Below are 18,863 nucleotides of genomic sequence, written 5' to 3' on the forward strand. Positions count from 1 at the left end.
TAGACATATCCGTTAGATAGATTCTGTAGATATATCCGGCGATTGTGAACTGATATATTAGGCTTGGGAATCAGCGTATACTGGTCGTTGGAGGAGGTCAATAGCCTCTCTGGAACGGAAAGGGGTTCAGGTTATGGCAGTTGAAGTTTTGGCAGGCACGGACGATGCCGTCAAAAAATCGCTCGCGGAAGCGGCGTATGAGCGCATTCGCGACCGGCTGCTGATGCTTGACATCAAACCCGGCGATCTTGTCAACGACGACCACCTCGCCAAGGACCTCGGCATGGGAAGGACCCCAGTGCGGGAAGCCCTCAAGCGGCTCGAGCTTGACCGGCTGGTTGTTTCGTACCCGCGCAGGGGAACTTTCGCCACGCGGGTAGAGGTCACTGACCTGGCGTTCATTTCCGAAATCCGGACCCAGCTTGAACCGCTCGCGGCCTCCCGCGCTGCCCGGGTGGCCACGGAACGGCAACGGGACGAGCTGCGAGCTGTGTTGCGGGCGGTTGAGTCCTTCGATACCCAGGCGGCTTCCGTCGTCGAAACCCTGCGGCTCGATGCTCGCGTGCACCAGGGAATCTATGCAGCTGCGGGCAATCCGCACCTTGAAGATGTTTTGATCCGCTATGACAACCTCGCCACCCGCATCTGGTGCATGGTGCTGGATCGGCTTCCCGACCTCTCCCGCCATGTACACGAGCACGTGAATCTGCTCGGTGCAGTCATTGACGGGGATGAGGCACGTGCCGGTGACCTGGCGAGGAGCCACGTCAGCGGGTTCGAGGATGCTGTCCGAAAGGCCCTATTCGCCTAGCCCTGACCCCAACCCCAGCAGCGATATCTGAAAGCGCGGCCCCAGAGCCGCGCTTTTGGTGTCCCGGCAATCATTGAAAATCTGTTGACACCCGCTGGAGTCGATAGCATACTTGAGTCACGAAACTAATATATCAACAGGATATTAGCTATAGCTAGGAGAAATGATGGTCGACGTTCTGACCCGCACGCTCGCAGAGACCGATCCTGCAATCCACGCAGCCGTGCACCAGGAACTCCTGCGCCAGCAGGGCACGCTGGAAATGATCGCCTCCGAAAATTTTGCGCCGACCGCCGTCATGGAAGCCCAGGGATCGGTACTGACGAACAAGTACGCCGAAGGCTACCCGGGCAAGCGGTATTACGGCGGCTGCGAACACGTTGACGTGGTCGAACAGCTGGCCATTGACCGCCTCAAGTCATTGTTCGGCTCCGAGTTCGCTAATGTTCAGCCGCACTCCGGCGCCCAGGCCAACGCAGCGGCCATGTTCGCCCTGATCCAGCCCGGCGACACTATCCTGGGGCTGAACCTTGCACACGGTGGCCACCTGACGCACGGGATGCGGATCAACTTCTCCGGCAAGCTCTACAAGGTCGTCCCGTATGGCGTCAATGAGGACACCATGCTGATTGACATGGCCGAAGTTGAGCGCTTGGCGGTTGAGAACAAGCCGAAGCTGATCGTCGCCGGCTGGTCCGCGTACTCCCGCCAGCTGGACTTCGCTGAATTCCGCCGCATCGCGGACCTGGTAGGGGCGTACTTGATGGTGGATATGGCCCACTTTGCCGGCCTGGTGGCCGCAGGGCTTCACCCCAATCCCGTGCCTCACGCCCACATCGTCACCAGCACCACCCACAAGACCCTTGGCGGACCGCGCGGGGGAGTGATCCTGACCAACGACGCCGACATTGCCAAGAAGGTCAACTCCGCGGTGTTCCCCGGACAGCAGGGCGGCCCGCTGGAGCACGTCATTGCTGCGAAGGCTGTGGCGTTCAAGCTCGCTGCTGAGCCGGCGTTCCGCGAACGCCAGGAACGCACCCTGGAAGGCGCTGGCATCATCGCAGAACGCATTCTGGCTGCTGACGTTGCAGAGTCCGGCGTGACCGTCGTCAGCGGTGGCACCGATGTGCACCTGGTCCTGGTAGACCTGCGCAATTCTGAACTGGACGGACAGCAGGGCGAAGACCGCCTGCACCGTATCGGGATCACGGTCAACCGCAACGCCGTCCCATTCGACCCGCGTCCGCCGATGGTCTCTTCCGGCCTTCGTATTGGCACCCCGGCACTGGCCACACGCGGGTTCGGGAAGGCAGAATTCACCGAGGTCGCCGACATCATCGCGGCAGCCCTCAAGCACGATTTCAGCGACGAGACAGTGGCGGAACTTCGGCAGCGGGTTGAAATCCTGGCCGGAAAGTTCCCGCTCTACCCCAATCTCTCCTCTGACGCGAATGAGGTGGCATGATGGCCGATCTGCTTCCGGAGCACCCGGATTTCCTGTGGCGGAACCCGGAACCGAAGTCCTCCTACGACGCCGTGATCGTTGGTGGCGGCGGGCACGGCCTGGCCACCGCCTATTTCCTGGCCAAGAACCACGGCATGACCAACATTGCTGTCCTCGAAAAGGGCTGGCTGGCTGGCGGCAACATGGCCCGCAACACCACCATCATCCGTTCCAACTACCTGTGGGACGAGAGCGCGGCCATCTACGAGCACGCCCTCAAACTTTGGGAAATCCTGCCGGAGGAACTCGAATACGACTTCCTTTTCAGCCAGCGCGGCGTGATGAACCTGGCCCACACCCTGGGCGATGTGCGCGAGAGCATGCGGCGAGTGGGTGCGAACAAGCTCAATGGCGTGGATGCTGAATGGCTGGATCCGCAGCAGGTCAAGGAACTGTGCCCCATCCTGAACATCAGCGACAACATCCGCTACCCTGTCATGGGCGCCACCTACCAGCCGCGGGCTGGCATCGCCAAGCACGACCATGTGGCCTGGGCCTTCGCCCGCAAGTGCGATGAGCTCGGTGTGGACATCATCCAGAACTGTGAAGTCACCGGCTTCGTCAAGGACGGCAACCGCGTCACCGGCGTCAAGACCAACCGCGGCACTATCAACACCGAAAAGGTTGGTTTGTGCGCGGCCGGCCACAGCAGTGTTCTGGCCGAGATGGCGGGCTTCCGGCTCCCCATCCAGTCGCACCCGCTCCAGGCACTGGTCTCCGAACTGCACGAGCCGGTCCACCCGACAGTGGTGATGTCCAACCACGTGCACGTCTACGTTTCCCAGGCCCACAAGGGCGAGCTGGTCATGGGCGCCGGGGTGGACTCCTATAACGGTTACGGCCAGCGCGGTTCCTTCCATGTGATCGAGCACCAGATGGCTGCCGCCGTCGAGCTCTTCCCGATCTTTGCCCGTGCGCACGTGCTCAGGACCTGGGGCGGCATCGTTGACACAACGCTGGATGCTTCCCCGATCGTGGGAACCACTCCGGTGGACAACATGTTCGTGAACTGCGGCTGGGGCACCGGTGGCTTCAAGGGCACTCCTGCGGCCGGCCTCACCTTTGCCCACACCATCGCCACCGGAACACCGCACCACCTGAACAAGCCGTTTGCGCTGGAGCGGTTCGAAACCGGCGCCCTGATCGATGAGCACGGCGCAGCCGCCGTGGCCCACTAGAAGAGAGTCCGGACATGCTCCTCATTTCATGCCCCAACTGCGGCTCCCGCGACGAGACCGAGTTCCACTACGGCGGCCAGGCCCACGTGGCCTACCCGGAAAACCCGAACGAGCTGAACGACCGCGAATGGGCCGAGTACCTGTTCTACCGGGACAACACCAAGGGCGCCTTCGCCGAACGCTGGCTGCACAGCACCGGCTGCCGCCAGTGGTTCAACATGCTCCGCGACACGGTCACCTACGAGATCCAGGCGATCTACCCGATGGGCACCCCCCGCCCCAGCACCACCGCCCCGGAAGGAGCAACCCCGTGACTTCCCAGAATCCCGCGACTTCCCAGAACGCCCGCCTCGCCGCCGGCGGACGCATCGACCGCACCATCTCCTGGCGTTTCACCGTGGACGGAGAGGAATTCACCGGCCACCCCGGCGACACGTTGGCCTCCGCCCTGCTCGCCAACGGCCGGGTCGCCGTCGGAAACTCCCTCTATGAGCGCCGGCCCCGCGGCATCATGTCCGCAGGCGTGGAGGAAGCCAACGCCCTGGTCAGGGTGGAACCGCGATTCCCGGGCCACGTGGCCGAGTCCATGCTCCCCGCCACCACCGTCACCCTGGTGGACGGCCTGAAGGCCGGCCTGCTTAACGGCCTGGGCCGGCTGGATCCCGAGGATGACCGCGCGGAGTACGACAAGAAGTACGTCCACACCGACGTCCTGGTGATCGGCGGCGGCCCGGCCGGGCTGGCGGCGGCCCGCGAAGCTGTCCGTTCCGGCGCCCGCGTCATGCTGCTGGACGACCAGCCCGAGCTCGGCGGATCCCTGCTGTCCGGCTCCACGGCTCCCGAACTGGTGGAGACCATCGAAGGCAAGCCTGCCCTGGAATGGGTGGCGGACATCGAAGCCGAGCTCGTCTCCGGCGCCGAATCCACCGTCCTGAACCGCACCACCGCTTTCGGCGCCTACGACGCCAACTATGTCATCGCCGTCCAGAACCGCACCGACCACCTGTCCACACCGGCCGCGCCGGGTGTTTCCCGGCAGCGTATTTGGCACATCCGTGCCAACCAGGTGGTGCTGGCCCCCGGCGCCCACGAACGGCCGCTGGTCTTTGAAAACAACGACCGCCCCGGCATCATGCTGGCCTCGGCCGTCCGCAGCTACCTCAACCGCTACGCGGTGGCCGCTGGGCAGCGCGTTGTCATCAGCACCACCAACGACAGTGCTTACGCCCTGGCCGCAGACCTGCGCGCCGCCGGCATCAAGGTCGCCGCCGTCGTCGACGCCCGCCCCAAGCTCACCGCGGTGGCTGCTGCCGCCGTCGAAGCCGGGACCCGGGTACTGATCGGCAGCGCGGTGGCCAACACCGCCGCCGGAACCGATACCGCCGGAACCGATACCGCCGGAACCGATACTGCCGGAACAGACACTGGCCGCCTCACGGGCGTCACCGTCCGCAGCATCAACGACGACGGCGTCCTCACCTCCGGGGTCGAAGAGATCGCCTGCGACCTGCTGGCCGTCTCCGGCGGCTGGAGCCCGCTGGTCCACCTGCACTCGCAGCGGCAGGGCAAGCTGCGCTGGGACGATGACCTGGCCGCCTTTGTGCCGAGCACCGTGGTCCCCAACCAGCAGATAGTCGGCTCCGGCCGCGGCAGCTTCGAACTCGCCGATGTACTGGCCGAGGGCATCTCGGCCGGAGCATCCGCCGCCATCGCCGCCGGGTTCGAGTCTGCTACGCAGCCCACCCCGCTCAGTGAGCCGAAGGCCTCCGGACCCACCCGCCAGCTGTGGCTGGTACCGGGGGAGGCCGGCACTCCGGACGACTGGCACCACCACTTCGTTGACTTCCAGCGCGACCAGTCCGTGGCAGACGTCCTGCGCTCCACCGGAGCCGGGATGCGGTCCGTGGAGCACATCAAGCGCTACACCTCCATCAGCACCGCCAACGACCAGGGCAAGACCTCCGGCGTCAACGCGATCGGCGTCATCGCCGCCGCACTGCGCCAGGCAGGCGAAGCCTCCCGCGGCATCGGCGAGATCGGCACCACCACCTACCGCGCACCGTTCACCCCGGTGGCATTCGCGGCCCTGGCCGGACGCCAGCGCGGCGAATTGTTCGATCCCGCCCGCGTCACCTCCATCCACCCCTGGCACGTGACCAAGGGAGCCTTGTTCGAGGACGTCGGGCAGTGGAAGCGGCCCTGGTACTACCCGCAGCCGGGGGAGGACATGGACGCAGCAGTGCTGCGCGAGTGCGCCGCGGTCCGTGAATCCGTGGGGTTCATGGACGCCACCACCCTCGGCAAGATCGAAATCCGGGGCAAGGACGCAGGGGAGTTCCTCAACCGGATCTACACCAACGCATTCAAGAAGCTCGCGCCCGGTTCCGCACGCTACGGCGTGATGTGCACCCCGGACGGGATGATCTTCGACGACGGCGTGACCCTCCGCCTCGACGATGACCGCTTCTTCATGACCACCACCACCGGCGGTGCGGCCAAAGTGCTGGACTGGCTGGAGGAATGGCTGCAGACCGAATGGCCGGAACTGGACGTGCATTGCACCTCGGTGACCGAACAGTGGAGCACCATTGCCGTCGTCGGGCCCAAATCCCGCGCGGTCCTGGCCAAGGTTGCCCCGCAGCTGGCCGCCAACGGCGGGCTGGAGGCCGACGCCTTCCCGTTCATGACCTTCCGCGAAACCACCCTCGCCTCCGGCGTTCGTGCCCGGGTCTGCAGGATCTCGTTCTCCGGCGAGCTGGCCTACGAAATCAACGTGCCGTCCTGGTACGGGCTGAACACCTGGGAAGCCGTTGCCGCGGCCGGTGCCGAGTTCAACATCACCCCCTATGGCACCGAGACCATGCACGTGCTCCGGGCCGAAAAGGGCTACCCGATCGTCGGGCAGGACACCGACGGCACCGTGACTCCGCAGGATGCAGGAATGGACTGGATCATTTCCAAGGCCAAGGACTTCATCGGCAAACGCTCGTACACCAGGGTTGATGTGGCACGCGGGGACCGTAAGCACCTGGTCAGCGTCCTGCCCGTGGACGGAACGTTCCGGCTGCCGGAAGGCACCCAGCTGGTGGAAAAGGGCCGATCCACAAACCCTGCCTACGGACCGGTGCCCATGGAAGGCTTCGTCACCTCCAGCTACCACTCCGCCGCCCTGGGCAGGTCCTTCGCCCTGGCCCTGATCAAGAACGGCCGCAACCGGATCGGACAGACCCTCGTGGCTGCCGCCGGCGACCGGCTCGTTGACGTCGTTGTCGCAGAAACCGTACTTTTTGACCCCGAAGGAGAGCGTAAAGATGGCTGAAACAGCGGCACCCAAAACCTCCAACGAGACGAACCTGTCCCTGCGCACCAGCCCGGCTGCCCTGCTCAGGGCAGCGTTCGAAACCGGCTCCGTCCACGGCACCGTAGAACTGAGCGAAATCACCTTCCTGACCATGGTGGGCCTCCGCGTAGGCCGGGACACCGACGCCGGGCAGCGGATCGCCTCAGTCACCGGCGGCCTGCCGGCCACATGCGGCGCCGTGAGCGGTACCGGCGACACTTCCGTCCTGTGGCTCGGGCCCGAGGAATTCCTGGTGGTAGCACCGCTGGAAGCCCACGAGTCGCTCGGCGGCGACCTGATCCAGGCCTTGAAGGAAGCCCTCGGCGACGGCGAAGGCCAGGTGGTGGACCTCTCCGCCAACCGCACCACCTTCGAGCTCACCGGGCCGCGTTCCCGGGCAGTCCTGGAAAAGGGCTGCTCCCTGGACCTCCATCCGCGCCAGTTCAAGGCCGGCACGGCGCTGTCCACGGAGATCGGTAATATCCCTGCGGTTCTGTGGAAGACCGGCGACGAGAGCTACCGGATCTTCCCGCGTGCCTCGTTCGCCGACTTCCTGGGCCGCTGGCTCCTCGACGCAATACGGGAGTACGCCTCCCCTGAGGTCCCCTAAATGGCGCTCAGCGTCCTGGACCTGTTCTCCGTCGGCATCGGACCGTCGTCGTCACACACAGTGGGGCCGATGCGGGCAGCGAAGCTTTTCGCCGACGGGCTCAAAGACGAAGGACACCTGAGTTCCACCATGCGGGTCCAGGCCGAACTGTTCGGCTCCCTCGGGGCTACCGGGCGGGGCCACGGCTCGGACAAGGCCGTGGTCCTAGGGTTCAAGGGCCTGGATCCTGAAACAGTGGACACCGCCACGGCGGATGACCAGGTGGCCGCCGCAGCCCTCGACGCCGAGTTGTGGCTGGGCGGCGACCACCGGGTGGACTTCAACTGGGACGAGGACGTGGTGCTGCACCGGCGCAAGTCGCTGCCGGCGCACCCCAACGGCATGACCTTCCGCGCCCTGGACCACGCCGGAGCCGTGCTCAGCGAGCGGAGCTTCTATTCGATTGGGGGAGGCTTCGTCATTGACGGGGACGCCGACGCCGGCGACCGGCTGGTGGCCGACGCCACCGTCCTGCCTTACCCGTTTACGACGGCCGATGAGCTTCTGGAGATCTGCAGCCGCGAAGGCATGTCCATCTCGGACGTGATGCTCGCCAACGAACTGACCTGGCGGAGCGAAGCGGAGCTCCGGGAGAAGCTGCTGGGGCTGTGGGCCGTGATGCGCGAATGCGTGCACAACGGCTGCGCAGCGGAAGGAATCCTGCCAGGCGGCCTGAACGTCAGGCGCCGGGCGCCGTCGTTATTCCAGACCCTGACGGCGGACACCGGCGTGACGGACCCGCTGCGGGCGATGGAGTGGGTCAACCTGTTCGCGCTGGCCGTTAATGAGGAGAACGCCGCCGGCGGGCGCATCGTCACGGCGCCCACCAACGGTGCGGCCGGCATCGTCCCCGCGGTGCTGCACTATTACGTGAAGTTTGTTCCCGGCGCCAACGACGACGGCGTGGTCCGGTTCCTGCTGGCTGCGGCCGCCGTCGGGATACTGTTCAAGATCAACGCCTCCATCTCCGGCGCCGAGGTGGGCTGCCAGGGCGAGGTCGGTTCCGCCTGCTCCATGGCCGCCGCGGGGCTCTGCGAAGTGCTCGGCGGCATCCCCGCCCAGGTCGAAAACGCCGCCGAAGTGGGCATCGAACACAACCTGGGCCTCACCTGCGACCCCGTGGGCGGCCTGGTGCAGATCCCCTGCATCGAGCGCAACGCTATCGCCAGCGTCAAGGCCATCAATGCCGCCCGCCTTGCCCTGCACGGCGACGGAAGCCACAAGGTATCCCTCGACAAAGCCATCAAGACGATGAGGGAAACCGGCGCGGACATGAAGGACAAATACAAGGAGACCTCACGGGGCGGCCTCGCAGTGAACGTCATCGAGTGCTGATCCGCTGAAGTACTTTGTAGCCCCGGGTGTCCATGGGCACCCGGGGTTTTTCCACGAGCAACAGCGCCTGGATTCACAGGTGCCCGGGCCTCTTTGGAGCAAGATGTGACCAGCAATCCACTCCCGCATGAAGATGGACGACTTCCTGCATCCTCGTCCGCCGGGCGCGGCTGGCAGAGGGGCCGCTCATGATTGGCGGCCGGGCGCGAAAGGGCTCCGGGGGCCGGGGGCTGCGGAGCGACTGGGCGAAGCTCACGGGCCGCACCGTGGAGGTGTGGCGCATGGGTGAGTACATTCTGACCGGCGTTGTCGAACAGGCGGCCGACAATGACTCCGTTCTGTGGATAGCTGCCGACGGCAGCCGCACCCGAAAGTTGTTCGCTAAGCTCGACGGGTACCAAATCCTGGTCTAACTGTTCGCGGATCCTGGTCCATCCGGGACCGCGTTGATCAGGTGGTTCAGTTGACTTTATTCAGACCGGTCGGTCCTTCCGCGGAACCGTCGGTCTTGCGCGTGTTGGTCACCAGGTCGAATTGGACGCCGCCGTGCTGCTCGACACCGGTACGGATGGAGCGCTGCATGACCGAGTCGGTCAGCTGCCGCCGCAGGGACAACGGATCCCTGCGCAGATCCTTCACCAAGGCAAAACACATCAGCGCCATCACAATCACGAAGGGCAGGGCCGAGACGATGGTGATCCGTTGCAGGCCGGAGAGGGCTTCAGCTGGTTTATCGCCGCCTGCGAGCAGCATCACTGCGGCTACTGCGCCGGTCAGTGTGCCCCAGAAGATGACCACTCCGCGCCGTGGTTCCTCTGCGCCGTTGGAGCTCAGCGATCCCATCACGATGGAAGCGGCATCGGCGCCGGTGACGAAGAAGATGGCCACCAGAACCATCGCCAGGACGGACACTGCGCCGGCGATGGCATTGGGCAGCGGCAGGTGGTGGAGCAGGTCAAAGAGCGAGCTGTCGAAGGATATGGTGGCTTTTCCGTCCACCATCTTGGCCAGGCCGTCAGTGGTGTCGGGGGAAGCGTCTGCCTGGGACTGGATATGGATGGCGGCGCCGCCGAAGATGCCGAACCAGATCACGCTGACGATACTGGGAACCAGCAGTACGCCGGTGACGAACTGGCGGATAGTCCGTCCCCTGCTGATGCGGGCGATGAACATGCCCACGAAAGGCGTCCAGGAGACCCACCAGGCCCAGTAGAAGATGGTCCAGCTGGACATCCACTGACGCAGTGCCTCGTCGCCGACTGCCTCGGTGCGGGAAGACATCGCGGCCAGATCCCGGGCGTAGTCGCCCACGGCCGCGGGGATCAGGTTCAGGATGAACAGGGTGGGGCCGACGACGAAGACGATGATGGCCAGGACCAGGGCCATGACCATATTGATGTTGGAGAGCCACTGGATGCCGCGGCTGATGCCTGACACAGCGGAGGCCACGAAGCAGACGGTGAGTACCGCAACAATAACGACGAGCACGGGTGTGGCCAGCTGGCCGCCGATCCAGCCGTTGGAGGCCAGACCGCTGCCGATCTGCAGAGCCCCCAGCCCGAGGGAAGCAGCCGTGCCGAAGAGTGTGGCGAAGATCGCCAGCATGTTGATGAACTTGCCGACCGGACCTTCCACTGTCTTCACGCCGAACAGGGAGGTGAAGACCGTCGAGACCAGCTGCCGCCGGCCCAGGCGGAAGCAACCATAGGCCATGGCCAGGCCGACGACTGCGTACATGGCCCAGGGGTGCAGGGTCCAGTGGAACAGGGACGTGGCCATCGCGGTTTGGACGGCTTCGGGCGTCTGGCCGTTAACCGTTCCCGGCGGCGGGGAGACGTAGTGATAAAGCGGCTCGGCCACCCCGTAGAACATCAGCCCGATGCCCATGCCGCAGGCGAACATCATCGAGATCCAGGAGACCATGGAGAACTCCGGCTTTTCGCCGTCCTTGCCAAGCGGGATATTCCCGAAGCGGCCCAGTGCCAGCCACAGCACGTAGACCACGAACAGCGAGGACAGTGAGATGAACAGCCAACCGGTGTTTGCCATGACCCACTCAAGGACCGCCTGCGACGTGGTCGAGAGGTTGTCCGTGCCTGCAAAGCCCCAGATGACGAAGGCCAGTGTTAGCAGGCCCGCCACGCCGAAGACCCACTTATCGAGCCCTGCCTTGGCGAACAGCGTGCTCTTCTGCCGCCCTTCGGCGTGCTCTGTTTCGCTGATGCGCAGGGCCTGGATGATGTGCCGGTCATCTTCGATCGGCTCATTTTCCTGTTCCAGTACCGCTTCCTTCTCTAAGCGGCCAGGAATCTGGCTGCTTTCATCGGTACTGAAGTCATGTTTGATTGTCATAGGAGTCCTTCTTGCAAAATATCTGGGATGGCTCAATTGAGTCCTCATGCCTCCCAGGAAGCGAGTTCGTTAAGCGGCAGGCATGCGAGTGCTGCACTTTGGACCGGGGATGGAATCTCCGCGCGTGCCCGCGATGGGGACCACCGCGAGCGGATTCGCAAAAATCAACAGGTTTCGTAATAGGCAACAGAGTGCGCCAGGCCACTCCTATTGTCAAGAAGTTTTGGATGATTTCCGCAACCCTTGACATGAGGCATCTGCTGCGACAATCTGTTGCATATAGTGATTGTTGTTGCGCAAGAAGCAATTAGAAGTAGGTTGACAATGCAGACGGTTGCGATCGTGGGAGCTTCCCTCGCCGGACTTTCAGCGGCCCGGGCCGCCCGCGCCCAAGGCTTTTCGGGGCGGCTTATCATCGTTGGCGATGAGCACCACCGTCCCTATGACAGGCCTCCACTGTCCAAGGACTTCCTCCTGGGGAATATTACGGCCGAAGATCTTTTTCTGGAGACGGAGGATGATGGCCTTCAGGCCGAGTGGCTCCTGGGACGAGCCGCAGTCGGCCTCGATGCTGCCACCCGCACCATCCGCCTGAGGGACGGGCAGACAGTCACTGCTGACGGTATCGTCATCGCAACAGGTGCCCGGTCCCGTCAGCTCCCCGCCGTGGCGGGCCGGGACAACGTCTTCTATCTACGGACGATCGCCGACGGCCAGGGACTGGCTCCGAAGCTGGTTCGGGGCGCCCGCCTTACGGTTATCGGTGCGGGGTTCATCGGCGCCGAGGTGGCTTCCGCAGCCGCCTCCCGGGGCATGGAAGTCACTATGATCGAAAACATTCCGGTCCCGTTCACGGCACAGCTTGGACACGAAATGGGAGCCGTGGTCGCCGATCTGCATAGGGCAAACGGCGTGAACGTCATCTCCGGCGCAGAGATCGTAGAGTTCCAGTTTGGGGAAGGCAACGTCACCGGACTCCGACTGGCAGATGGGCAGTACGTTCCCACTGACATCGTCGTGGTGGGCATCGGAGCAATGCCGAACGTTGAATGGCTGGATGGTTCCGGCGTACTCCTCGGCGGCGGTGTGCTTTGCGACGCCATGGGACGCACGAACGTCCCGGGCATCGTCGCCGTCGGCGACTGCGCCGCCTGGTATGACGAGGCCGTGGGAACCCACCGCCGGGTTGAGCACTGGACCGGCGCCCTTGAGCGCGCCGCCCTCGCCGTCAACGCCCTGCTCGACGACGACGCCCCGCAGCAGCCGCATAAACCGCACTACTTCTGGTCCGACCAGCACGGCGTCAAGATCCAGTTCGCCGGACACTCCACCGGCTACGACCGGGTGGAGATCGAGGCCGGCGATCCGGAGAAGCACAGCTTCCTTGCCGTGTACTACCGGGACGACGTCCCGGTAGCCGTCCTGGGGATGAACCAGCCGCGGCTGTTCACCAAATGGCGGCGCGGACTCGCAACGCCTACCAGCAAGCCCGGACCCACCGGTCCGGTTGGCGCCGTCGCACCCTAACCCCAGAGGGAACGGCGTCACCGCCGCGTGTACCCCATCTTCGCGCTGATCGCGAGCCCGGCCTGCGTGAGCGCCCCGATGAGACCCGGCACCTTAGCCGGGTCAAAACGGAACGCGGGCCCGGAAATGCTGACTGCACCTATGACGGAACCCAGGTGGTTGTGCACCGGCACGGCCATCGAGTTGAGCCCGATTTCGAATTCCTCCATGGTTACGGCATAGCCTTTGTGGACCACGTCGAGAAGCTGTTTTTCCAGCTTGTCCCGTTTGGTGATGGTCCGCGGCGTCCGGGGCGCCAAACCCGTCTCCTTCAGAATCCTGTCCCGGTCTTCGGCAGACAGCGCGGCCAGCAGGACCTTCCCGCTCGACGTTGCGTGCAGCGGTGTCAGGCTGCCCACCCAGTCGTAGGTTGCCAGTGTTGAAGGGCCCATGGCCTGGTCAACGTTGACAGCATAGTTGGAGCGCAGGACGGCGAGGTTTACCGTCTCCTTGTATTCCTCGGCCAGGCTTTCCAGCACTGGACGGGCCTCCTGCACCAGGCTGAGCCTGCCCGGAATGGAACTCGCCAGTCTTAGAACGCCAAAGCCCAGCTGATACTTTCCGCGTTCGCTGTTCTGATGGACCATTTCCCGGCTCACCAAGGAACCCAGCAAACGGGACACCGTGGACTTGTGGATGCCCATCTCCTCGGCGATTTCGCTCACGCCCGCATGGCCGTCCCGGGCCAGGATTTCCAGTACGGCAAGCGCCCGGTCCACTGATTGGACGCCCCCGTGCCCTCCCTCAACCTCAATGTCAGATTCAGGGTCAGTGTTCGAAACCATGATCCATACTCTCGAGTAGTTTCTGCGGCTCGCACACGCGCCACAAGGCCGCCTGGGGCGACCGCCCGGTTAGTTCCACAATGTCGATCCTAGACCGGAAAGTGTGACGGGGCCGACATTGCGCTAAGCGACTTGATGCGACCCGTCCGGCTGGCAGGTGCACGTCGACGCGACGCGCGCCGTTAGCGAGGCTGCCCGCCGGGGCAGGCGCGCTGACGCTATTTCTTCCAGCGCTTCGGCCAGTCCATGTTCATCACCCACAGCGCAAGGAGAAGCGAATCCATGGTCATCAGGCCCGCAATGAGATAAGCCCACCCTATGAACATGATTCGTTCACCGTCCCCAAGGGCTGCGAAATCATCCGCTGGCCGAGCGGGCGCACCAGTGATGGTGTGTGGGTCCGGGCGGTAGGGAGGTCACTTCCAGGCGGGGCCGGGGACGCCGTAGGAGCCTGGACTGAGACAGCGGCTCCGCCTGCGGCAGCCATCGTAAATACTGGCTTCCAATTCACGGCAATCTCCTGACTTGGTATCCCCCCAGCCACTCGATTGCCTCCAAGTGTGGCACGGAAAGTGCCCGCATGGAATGGCGCCGTGACCGCACTTAACGGCCTCTCCGCAGGTCAAGGCGCATGAGCACCCGAGGGAAGCCGTTCAGCACCGAATCCGTGTCCGCGGCCTTCGCGAATCCGGCCCGTTCGAACAGCTTCCGGGTTCCTACGTACGCCATGGTGAGGTCCACCTTGCCGCCGTTGTTATCCACCGGGTAGCCCTCGATGGCAGGCGCGCCGTACGCGCGGGCCATGGCGACGGCGCCCGCCAGCAGGTGATGGGAGATTCCCTTGCCACGGTGCCCGGGCCGGACCCGGATGCACCACACTGACCACACGTCGAGATCATCAACATTCGGAATCCTGCGGTTGCGGACGAAGGTGGTGTCCGATCGCGGGTGGACGGCTGCCCAGCCGACCACTTCGCCGTCGTCGTACGCGAGCACCCCCGGCGGCGGATCCTGTGCCACCAGCTCTTTCACCAGCTCGCCGCGGGCCGGGCCGTGCAGCTCCAGGTTCTGTTTGGAGGGGATGCGGTAGCTCAGGCACCAGCACACGTTGGCGTCAGGCCGTTTGGGCCCGACCACCGCCTTCACGTCCTCAAATTCCGTGGCCGGCCGAACTTCAATCCCCATGCCGCCATCCTGTCACCGGCGGAGGAGGCCCACAACGGTAACTGGCTGATTCAACAGAGGCCCATCCCAAAAGATCGGACGGGCCTCTGTGAGGGAGCAGCCACATCAGCTGTAGGTGCAGGATCCCGTGCTGTGGTTGTAGCCACCGGTGCCGTTTGCTTCCACGAAGTTCGTATCCAGGACGCAGGTCAAGCCGTCAGAGTAGGACAGGACATCTGACCCTTCAACTCTTGCCACCTGGGGGTCAAAGTAGATGGTTCCGTCCGGAACTTCCACCCTCGACGAGTAGACATAGACGTACCTGTGAGTGCCGTCGCTACTGTACGAGCCGCCAGGGTATGTGGTGCTGTCTGAATACTCGCGGTATCCCTGGAGCACGCTAATGCCGGACGGCGCGAGGACTTCGATACGGCGCTCGGTCATCGAGAGGCAGGCTGTGACGTCAGGTACCGGTTCGGTGCACGAATCGCGGACCGTGAAGTGGGTGCCTTCGGTGCTGGCCGCCTGGACCGGGCCGGCAGCCATAGCCGTCAGTGCCATTACCGCCGCACCGCAGGCCGAGAGCCGGAGCATGTTTCTTGCAGGCATGAGTGTTCCCCCAGTTTTTCACTGCGGCCCCAGCGGCCGCTTCCGTGATCCTACTGGGTCTTGCGCCAGGAAATTATCAGGCGTTATGCCGGCTAGACCCCCAGGGTTTCCCTCAACGCGGCAACATGTCCCTGCGCCTTGACCTGGTACTGGGCCAGGGTGACTTTGCCTTCGGGATCCAGCACCACTGTGGAACGGACGATTCCCTCAGTGATTTCGCCGTCGACCAGCTTTTCACCCCATGCGCCGTAGGCCAGCGCCACCCGGTGATCCTCATCCGAGAGCAGGGGGAAGGTCAGGCCAAAATCCCCGGTGAAGCTGGCCAGCTTTTCCGGGGCGTCAGGTGAGATGCCGATGACTTCATAACCGGAGCCCTGCAGTGATGCCAGGCTGTCGCGGAAGTCGCAGGCCTCTGTGGTGCAGCCGGGGGTGGCCGCCGCCGGGTAGAAGTAGACAATGACGCTTTTGCCGCGGTAGGCGGCCAGGGACGTGGTGTTGCCCTTGGCGTCCTTGAGGGAGAAATCAGGGGCCTGGGTTCCGGGCTGAAGCTTGGTGGTCAGTGTGGGGCTCATGGCAATCCTTCGGGAGACTCTGGCATTAGAGGCAAAACAACAAGTGAAGCGGCTTCCCGCTCTAGCAACAACTCCGGCGTCATATGCAGTATTCCGCCGGTCCGCGAATGGTGGCACACGGACCTGGGATGAACCTGTATCCGCGGCCCCGCACAGTGGTGACGGCATGTCCTGCATTTCCGAGCTTCCGCCGCAGCCTCCCCACATACACATCAATGGCCCGGAGTGAAGCGCCAGGGGTATCAAATGAGTCGAGGAACTGCTGCAGTTCCGTCCGGTCAACGGCTCGCGAGCAGTTCTCCACGAGGTAGCGGAGCAGCTGGAATTCGACGCCGGACAGTGCAACCTCCCGGCCGTCCAGCAGGACCTGGCCGGCAGCCAGATCAACAGCCAGCCGGCTCACGGGGCCGCGCGACGGCGGAAGGTGGATCACGCCGTCGGCCTGCGCAGCCATGATGCCGCCCTTCAGACCCCGCCGCGGCGGATCAGCTTGCCCGTAGGGGTCTGGCCGTCCACCAACGCACCGCGCAGGAATGTCTTGCGTACCACGCCGGAGAGGGCCTTGCCGTCGTACGGGGTGATGGGGTTCTTGTGCTTGAGCTTGGAGACATCGACCACGAAGGCCTCGTCCGCGGCGAACACGGCGAAGTCGGCGTCGTAGCCCAGCGCCAGCTGGCCCTTGTGCTGGAGGCGGGCCAGGGCAGCGGGCTTCGCAGCCATCCAGCTGACCACCTGCTCCAGCGGGATGCCGCGGTGCCGTGCCTCGGTCCAGATCAGGGACAGGCCCAGTTGCAGCGACGAGACGCCGCCCCAGGCCACGGCGAAGTCACCGTTCTCCAGGTCCTTCAGGTCAAGCGTGGACGGGGAGTGGTCCGAGACGATGCAGTCGATGGTCCCGTCCCGCAGGCCTTTCCAGAGCAGCTCGCGGTTTGACGCTTCACGGATGGGCGGGCAGCACTTGTAGGCGGTGGCGCCGTTGGGGATTTCCTCCGCCGTCAGGGTGAGGTAGTGCGGGCACGCCTCCACGGTGAGGTGGACGCCGTCGCGCTTGGCAGTGGCAATCATGGGCAGCGCATCCGACGACGACAGGTGCAGGATGTGCGCCCGCGCACCCGTCCAGCGTGCCCGTTCGATAACCTCCGCGATGGCCTTGTTCTCAGCGCCGCGGGGCCGGGAGGCCAGGAAGGTGGCGTATTCGTCGCCGCCGGGATGGGGTGCGTGGTCGATGGCGTGCGAGTCTTCGGCGTGGACGATCATGAGTGAGTCGAAGGTCTTGAGTTCGGCCATGTCCGCCTCCATCTCGTCCGCGTCCAGGTGCGGGAACTCGTCCACTCCGGAGTGGAGCAGGAAGCACTTGAATCCGAACACGCCCTCGTCGTGCAGCGGGCGGAGGTCGGCCTTGTTGCCGGGAATGGCGCCGCCCCAGAACCCGACGTCGATGAACGCTTGGTCCTCGGCCACCTCGCGCTTGAGTTTCAGGCCTTCCACCGTGGTGGTGGGCGGGATGCTGTTGAGTGGCATATCGATGATGGTGGTGACGCCGCCGGCCGCCGCGGCCCGGGTGGCCGAAGCGAAGCCTTCCCATTCCGTACGCCCCGGCTCGTTAACGTGGACATGGGTATCCACCAGTCCCGGAAGCAGCGTTTCGTCGTCGGCGAGTTCAATGACTTCGGCGCCTGTAAGGCCGTTGCCCAGCGGCTCGATAGCCACGATCCTGCCGCCCCGGACGCCCACCTCACGCGGGGCGATCCCGGCCGTGGTGAGGACGCGCTGGCCCCGGATGACGAGGTCAAAGCCTTCTTCAGACATGGAGGTCCTCCTTTGTGCCTGCGGGCCCGAGCAGCCTGCCGGCCGCCAGCCGCCCGCCGATCTGCGTGCCCAGCTGCTCCAGAAGCCCTGCAGCCTCCGCTATGCACCTGTCTACATTGCTTTCAAGCTGAGTCAAAGCGTAAACATCCTCGAATCCGGCTTCCACCAGCTGGCCGCGGGCGAGGGTGGTCCGCCCGCACACGGCAATCACGGGGACGCCGGCTGCGGCCGCTGCCCGAGCCACGCCCATGGGTGTCTTGCCGAGCAGGCTTTGTTCGTCCAGGCTGCCTTCCCCGGTGATCACCAGGTCCGCGTCCTCCATCCGGCGTGCCAGCTGCGTGAATTCAAGCACGACGTCAATGCCGGGGCGGCGGGTTGCGGCCAAGGCCGCTATTGCAGCGAAGCCCACGCCGCCGGCTGCCCCGGCTCCGGGAGCTTCCACGGCCTTGACGGCACGGACTCCGATTTCCCCGGCCAGGATCTCGACGAACCTGGCCAGGGCGGCGTCGAGGAGTTCGACGTCCTGTGGTGTTGCGCCCTGCTGGGGCCCGAAAACCGCAGCGGCGCCCCGGGCACCCAGCAGGGGATTGTCGACGTCGGACGCCAGCACAAAGCGTGCGTCCACCAGGCGGGGCTCAAAGTGGGTGAAATCGATGCTGTGCAGGTGGGCCAGCGCAGTACCGCCCGGCGGCAGTTCGTTGTTCCCTGCATCCAGCAACCTGGCGCCGAGGCCCTGAAGGAGCCCCGCACCGCCGTCGGTATTCGCGCTGCCGCCGACCCCCAACACAATGCGGCGGCAGCCAGCGTCCAGCGCGGCGCGGATCAGCTGGCCGGTTCCCATGCTGGTGGCCATGGTGGCCGAAGCCGAGTCCGGCTGCCCGCCCTGCTGGACCTGGGGCACCAGCGCCAACCCCGAGGCGGTGGCCATCTCGATCACTGCCTCGTGGCCGCGGATCGCGAAGTCCGCCTCGACCGGCTGGCCGGTAGGCCCGCTCACGACGGCCGTACGGCGGGTGAAGCCGGAGCCGACGGCGGCGTCGAGGGTGCCCTCGCCGCCATCGGCCACCGGAATCCGGATCACTTGCAGGTTTCCGCCCGAGGCCAGTTGCAGTCCTTTCTCCAGGTGCCTGCAAACGTCCGGCGCGGAGAGCGATCCCTTGAACTTGTCCGGGGCAATGACGATGCGCAC

Annotated in this window: 16 protein-coding genes and 1 pseudogene; 9 read left to right on the forward strand and 8 right to left on the reverse strand. The window is 64.7% G+C overall.

Annotation, left to right across the window (positions count from 1 at the left end; translation table 11 throughout):
• The first annotated feature begins 133 nt into the window (after positions 1-133).
• The 8 genes and pseudogenes from QFZ40_RS00935 to QFZ40_RS00970 all read left to right on the forward strand — a co-directional run bounded on the left by QFZ40_RS00935 (position 134) and on the right by QFZ40_RS00970 (position 9,230).
• Entirely contained in the window at positions 134-811 is a 678-nt protein-coding gene (locus tag QFZ40_RS00935) for a GntR family transcriptional regulator (RefSeq protein WP_306902329.1), read from the forward strand.
• A gap of 166 nt (positions 812-977) precedes the next feature.
• Positions 978-2,276: a serine hydroxymethyltransferase gene (gene glyA, locus QFZ40_RS00940; protein ID WP_306906781.1), complete on the forward strand. Its 1,299-nt coding sequence runs from the start codon at positions 978-980 to the stop codon at positions 2,274-2,276.
• Positions 2,273-3,493, forward strand: a complete 1,221-nt coding sequence (locus QFZ40_RS00945; RefSeq protein ID WP_373427373.1) for a sarcosine oxidase subunit beta family protein — start codon at positions 2,273-2,275, stop codon at positions 3,491-3,493. Before glyA ends, QFZ40_RS00945 begins: the two co-directional genes overlap by 4 nt.
• A 14-nt stretch (positions 3,494-3,507) precedes the next feature.
• Positions 3,508-3,786 (forward strand): annotated as a pseudogene (locus QFZ40_RS00950) (sarcosine oxidase subunit delta); the annotation flags it as partial.
• Positions 3,787-3,803: 17 nt separating this feature from the next.
• Positions 3,804-6,812, forward strand: coding sequence for a 2Fe-2S iron-sulfur cluster-binding protein (locus QFZ40_RS00955; protein WP_306902331.1), 3,009 nt, complete (start codon positions 3,804-3,806; stop codon positions 6,810-6,812).
• Complete coding sequence (locus tag QFZ40_RS00960; protein WP_306902333.1) at positions 6,805-7,443, forward strand: sarcosine oxidase subunit gamma; 639 nt, start codon at positions 6,805-6,807, stop codon at positions 7,441-7,443. The genes QFZ40_RS00955 and QFZ40_RS00960 overlap by 8 nt, the downstream gene beginning before the upstream one ends.
• Positions 7,444-8,817: an L-serine ammonia-lyase gene (locus QFZ40_RS00965; protein WP_306902335.1), complete on the forward strand. Its 1,374-nt coding sequence runs from the start codon at positions 7,444-7,446 to the stop codon at positions 8,815-8,817.
• A 188-nt stretch (positions 8,818-9,005) separates the two neighbouring features.
• Complete coding sequence (locus QFZ40_RS00970; protein ID WP_306902336.1) at positions 9,006-9,230, forward strand: hypothetical protein; 225 nt, start codon at positions 9,006-9,008, stop codon at positions 9,228-9,230.
• Between the two features lie 46 nt (positions 9,231-9,276).
• On the opposite strand, the gene QFZ40_RS00975 is transcribed toward QFZ40_RS00970, so the two are convergent.
• Positions 9,277-11,169, reverse strand: coding sequence for a BCCT family transporter (locus QFZ40_RS00975; protein ID WP_306902338.1), 1,893 nt, complete (start codon positions 11,167-11,169; stop codon positions 9,277-9,279).
• A 324-nt stretch (positions 11,170-11,493) separates the two neighbouring features.
• Here QFZ40_RS00975 and QFZ40_RS00980 point away from each other — a divergent pair, with 324 nt between their 5' ends.
• The gene (locus QFZ40_RS00980; RefSeq protein WP_306902339.1) at positions 11,494-12,696 is read left to right on the forward strand and encodes an NAD(P)/FAD-dependent oxidoreductase; all 1,203 of its coding nucleotides are present in this window, start codon (positions 11,494-11,496) and stop codon (positions 12,694-12,696) included.
• A 17-nt stretch (positions 12,697-12,713) separates the two neighbouring features.
• On the opposite strand, the gene QFZ40_RS00985 is transcribed toward QFZ40_RS00980, so the two are convergent.
• From QFZ40_RS00985 to QFZ40_RS01015, 7 genes are all read right to left on the reverse strand, one after another.
• Positions 12,714-13,520 (reverse strand): IclR family transcriptional regulator, encoded by an 807-nt coding sequence (locus QFZ40_RS00985; RefSeq protein ID WP_306902340.1) that lies wholly within the window; start codon positions 13,518-13,520, stop codon positions 12,714-12,716.
• Between the two features lie 603 nt (positions 13,521-14,123).
• On the reverse strand, positions 14,124-14,705 hold the full coding sequence (locus tag QFZ40_RS00990) for a GNAT family N-acetyltransferase (RefSeq protein WP_306902341.1): 582 nt from the start codon (positions 14,703-14,705) through the stop codon (positions 14,124-14,126).
• 105 nt (positions 14,706-14,810) lie between these two features.
• The gene (locus QFZ40_RS00995; protein WP_306902342.1) at positions 14,811-15,293 is read right to left on the reverse strand and encodes a hypothetical protein; all 483 of its coding nucleotides are present in this window, start codon (positions 15,291-15,293) and stop codon (positions 14,811-14,813) included.
• A 92-nt stretch (positions 15,294-15,385) separates the two neighbouring features.
• Positions 15,386-15,865, reverse strand: a complete 480-nt coding sequence (gene bcp / locus QFZ40_RS01000) for a thioredoxin-dependent thiol peroxidase (RefSeq protein WP_306902343.1) — start codon at positions 15,863-15,865, stop codon at positions 15,386-15,388.
• 79 nt (positions 15,866-15,944) lie between these two features.
• Positions 15,945-16,319 (reverse strand): winged helix-turn-helix domain-containing protein, encoded by a 375-nt coding sequence (locus tag QFZ40_RS01005; RefSeq protein ID WP_373427374.1) that lies wholly within the window; start codon positions 16,317-16,319, stop codon positions 15,945-15,947.
• Positions 16,320-16,330: 11 nt separating this feature from the next.
• Positions 16,331-17,674, reverse strand: coding sequence for an allantoinase AllB (gene allB / locus QFZ40_RS01010; RefSeq protein WP_306902344.1), 1,344 nt, complete (start codon positions 17,672-17,674; stop codon positions 16,331-16,333).
• Complete coding sequence (locus QFZ40_RS01015; RefSeq protein WP_306902345.1) at positions 17,667-18,863, reverse strand: glycerate kinase; 1,197 nt, start codon at positions 18,861-18,863, stop codon at positions 17,667-17,669. Before QFZ40_RS01015 ends, allB begins: the two co-directional genes overlap by 8 nt.

The sequence above is a fragment of the Arthrobacter pascens genome (assembly GCF_030816475.1).
GTDB lineage: Bacteria > Actinomycetota > Actinomycetes > Actinomycetales > Micrococcaceae > Arthrobacter > Arthrobacter pascens_B.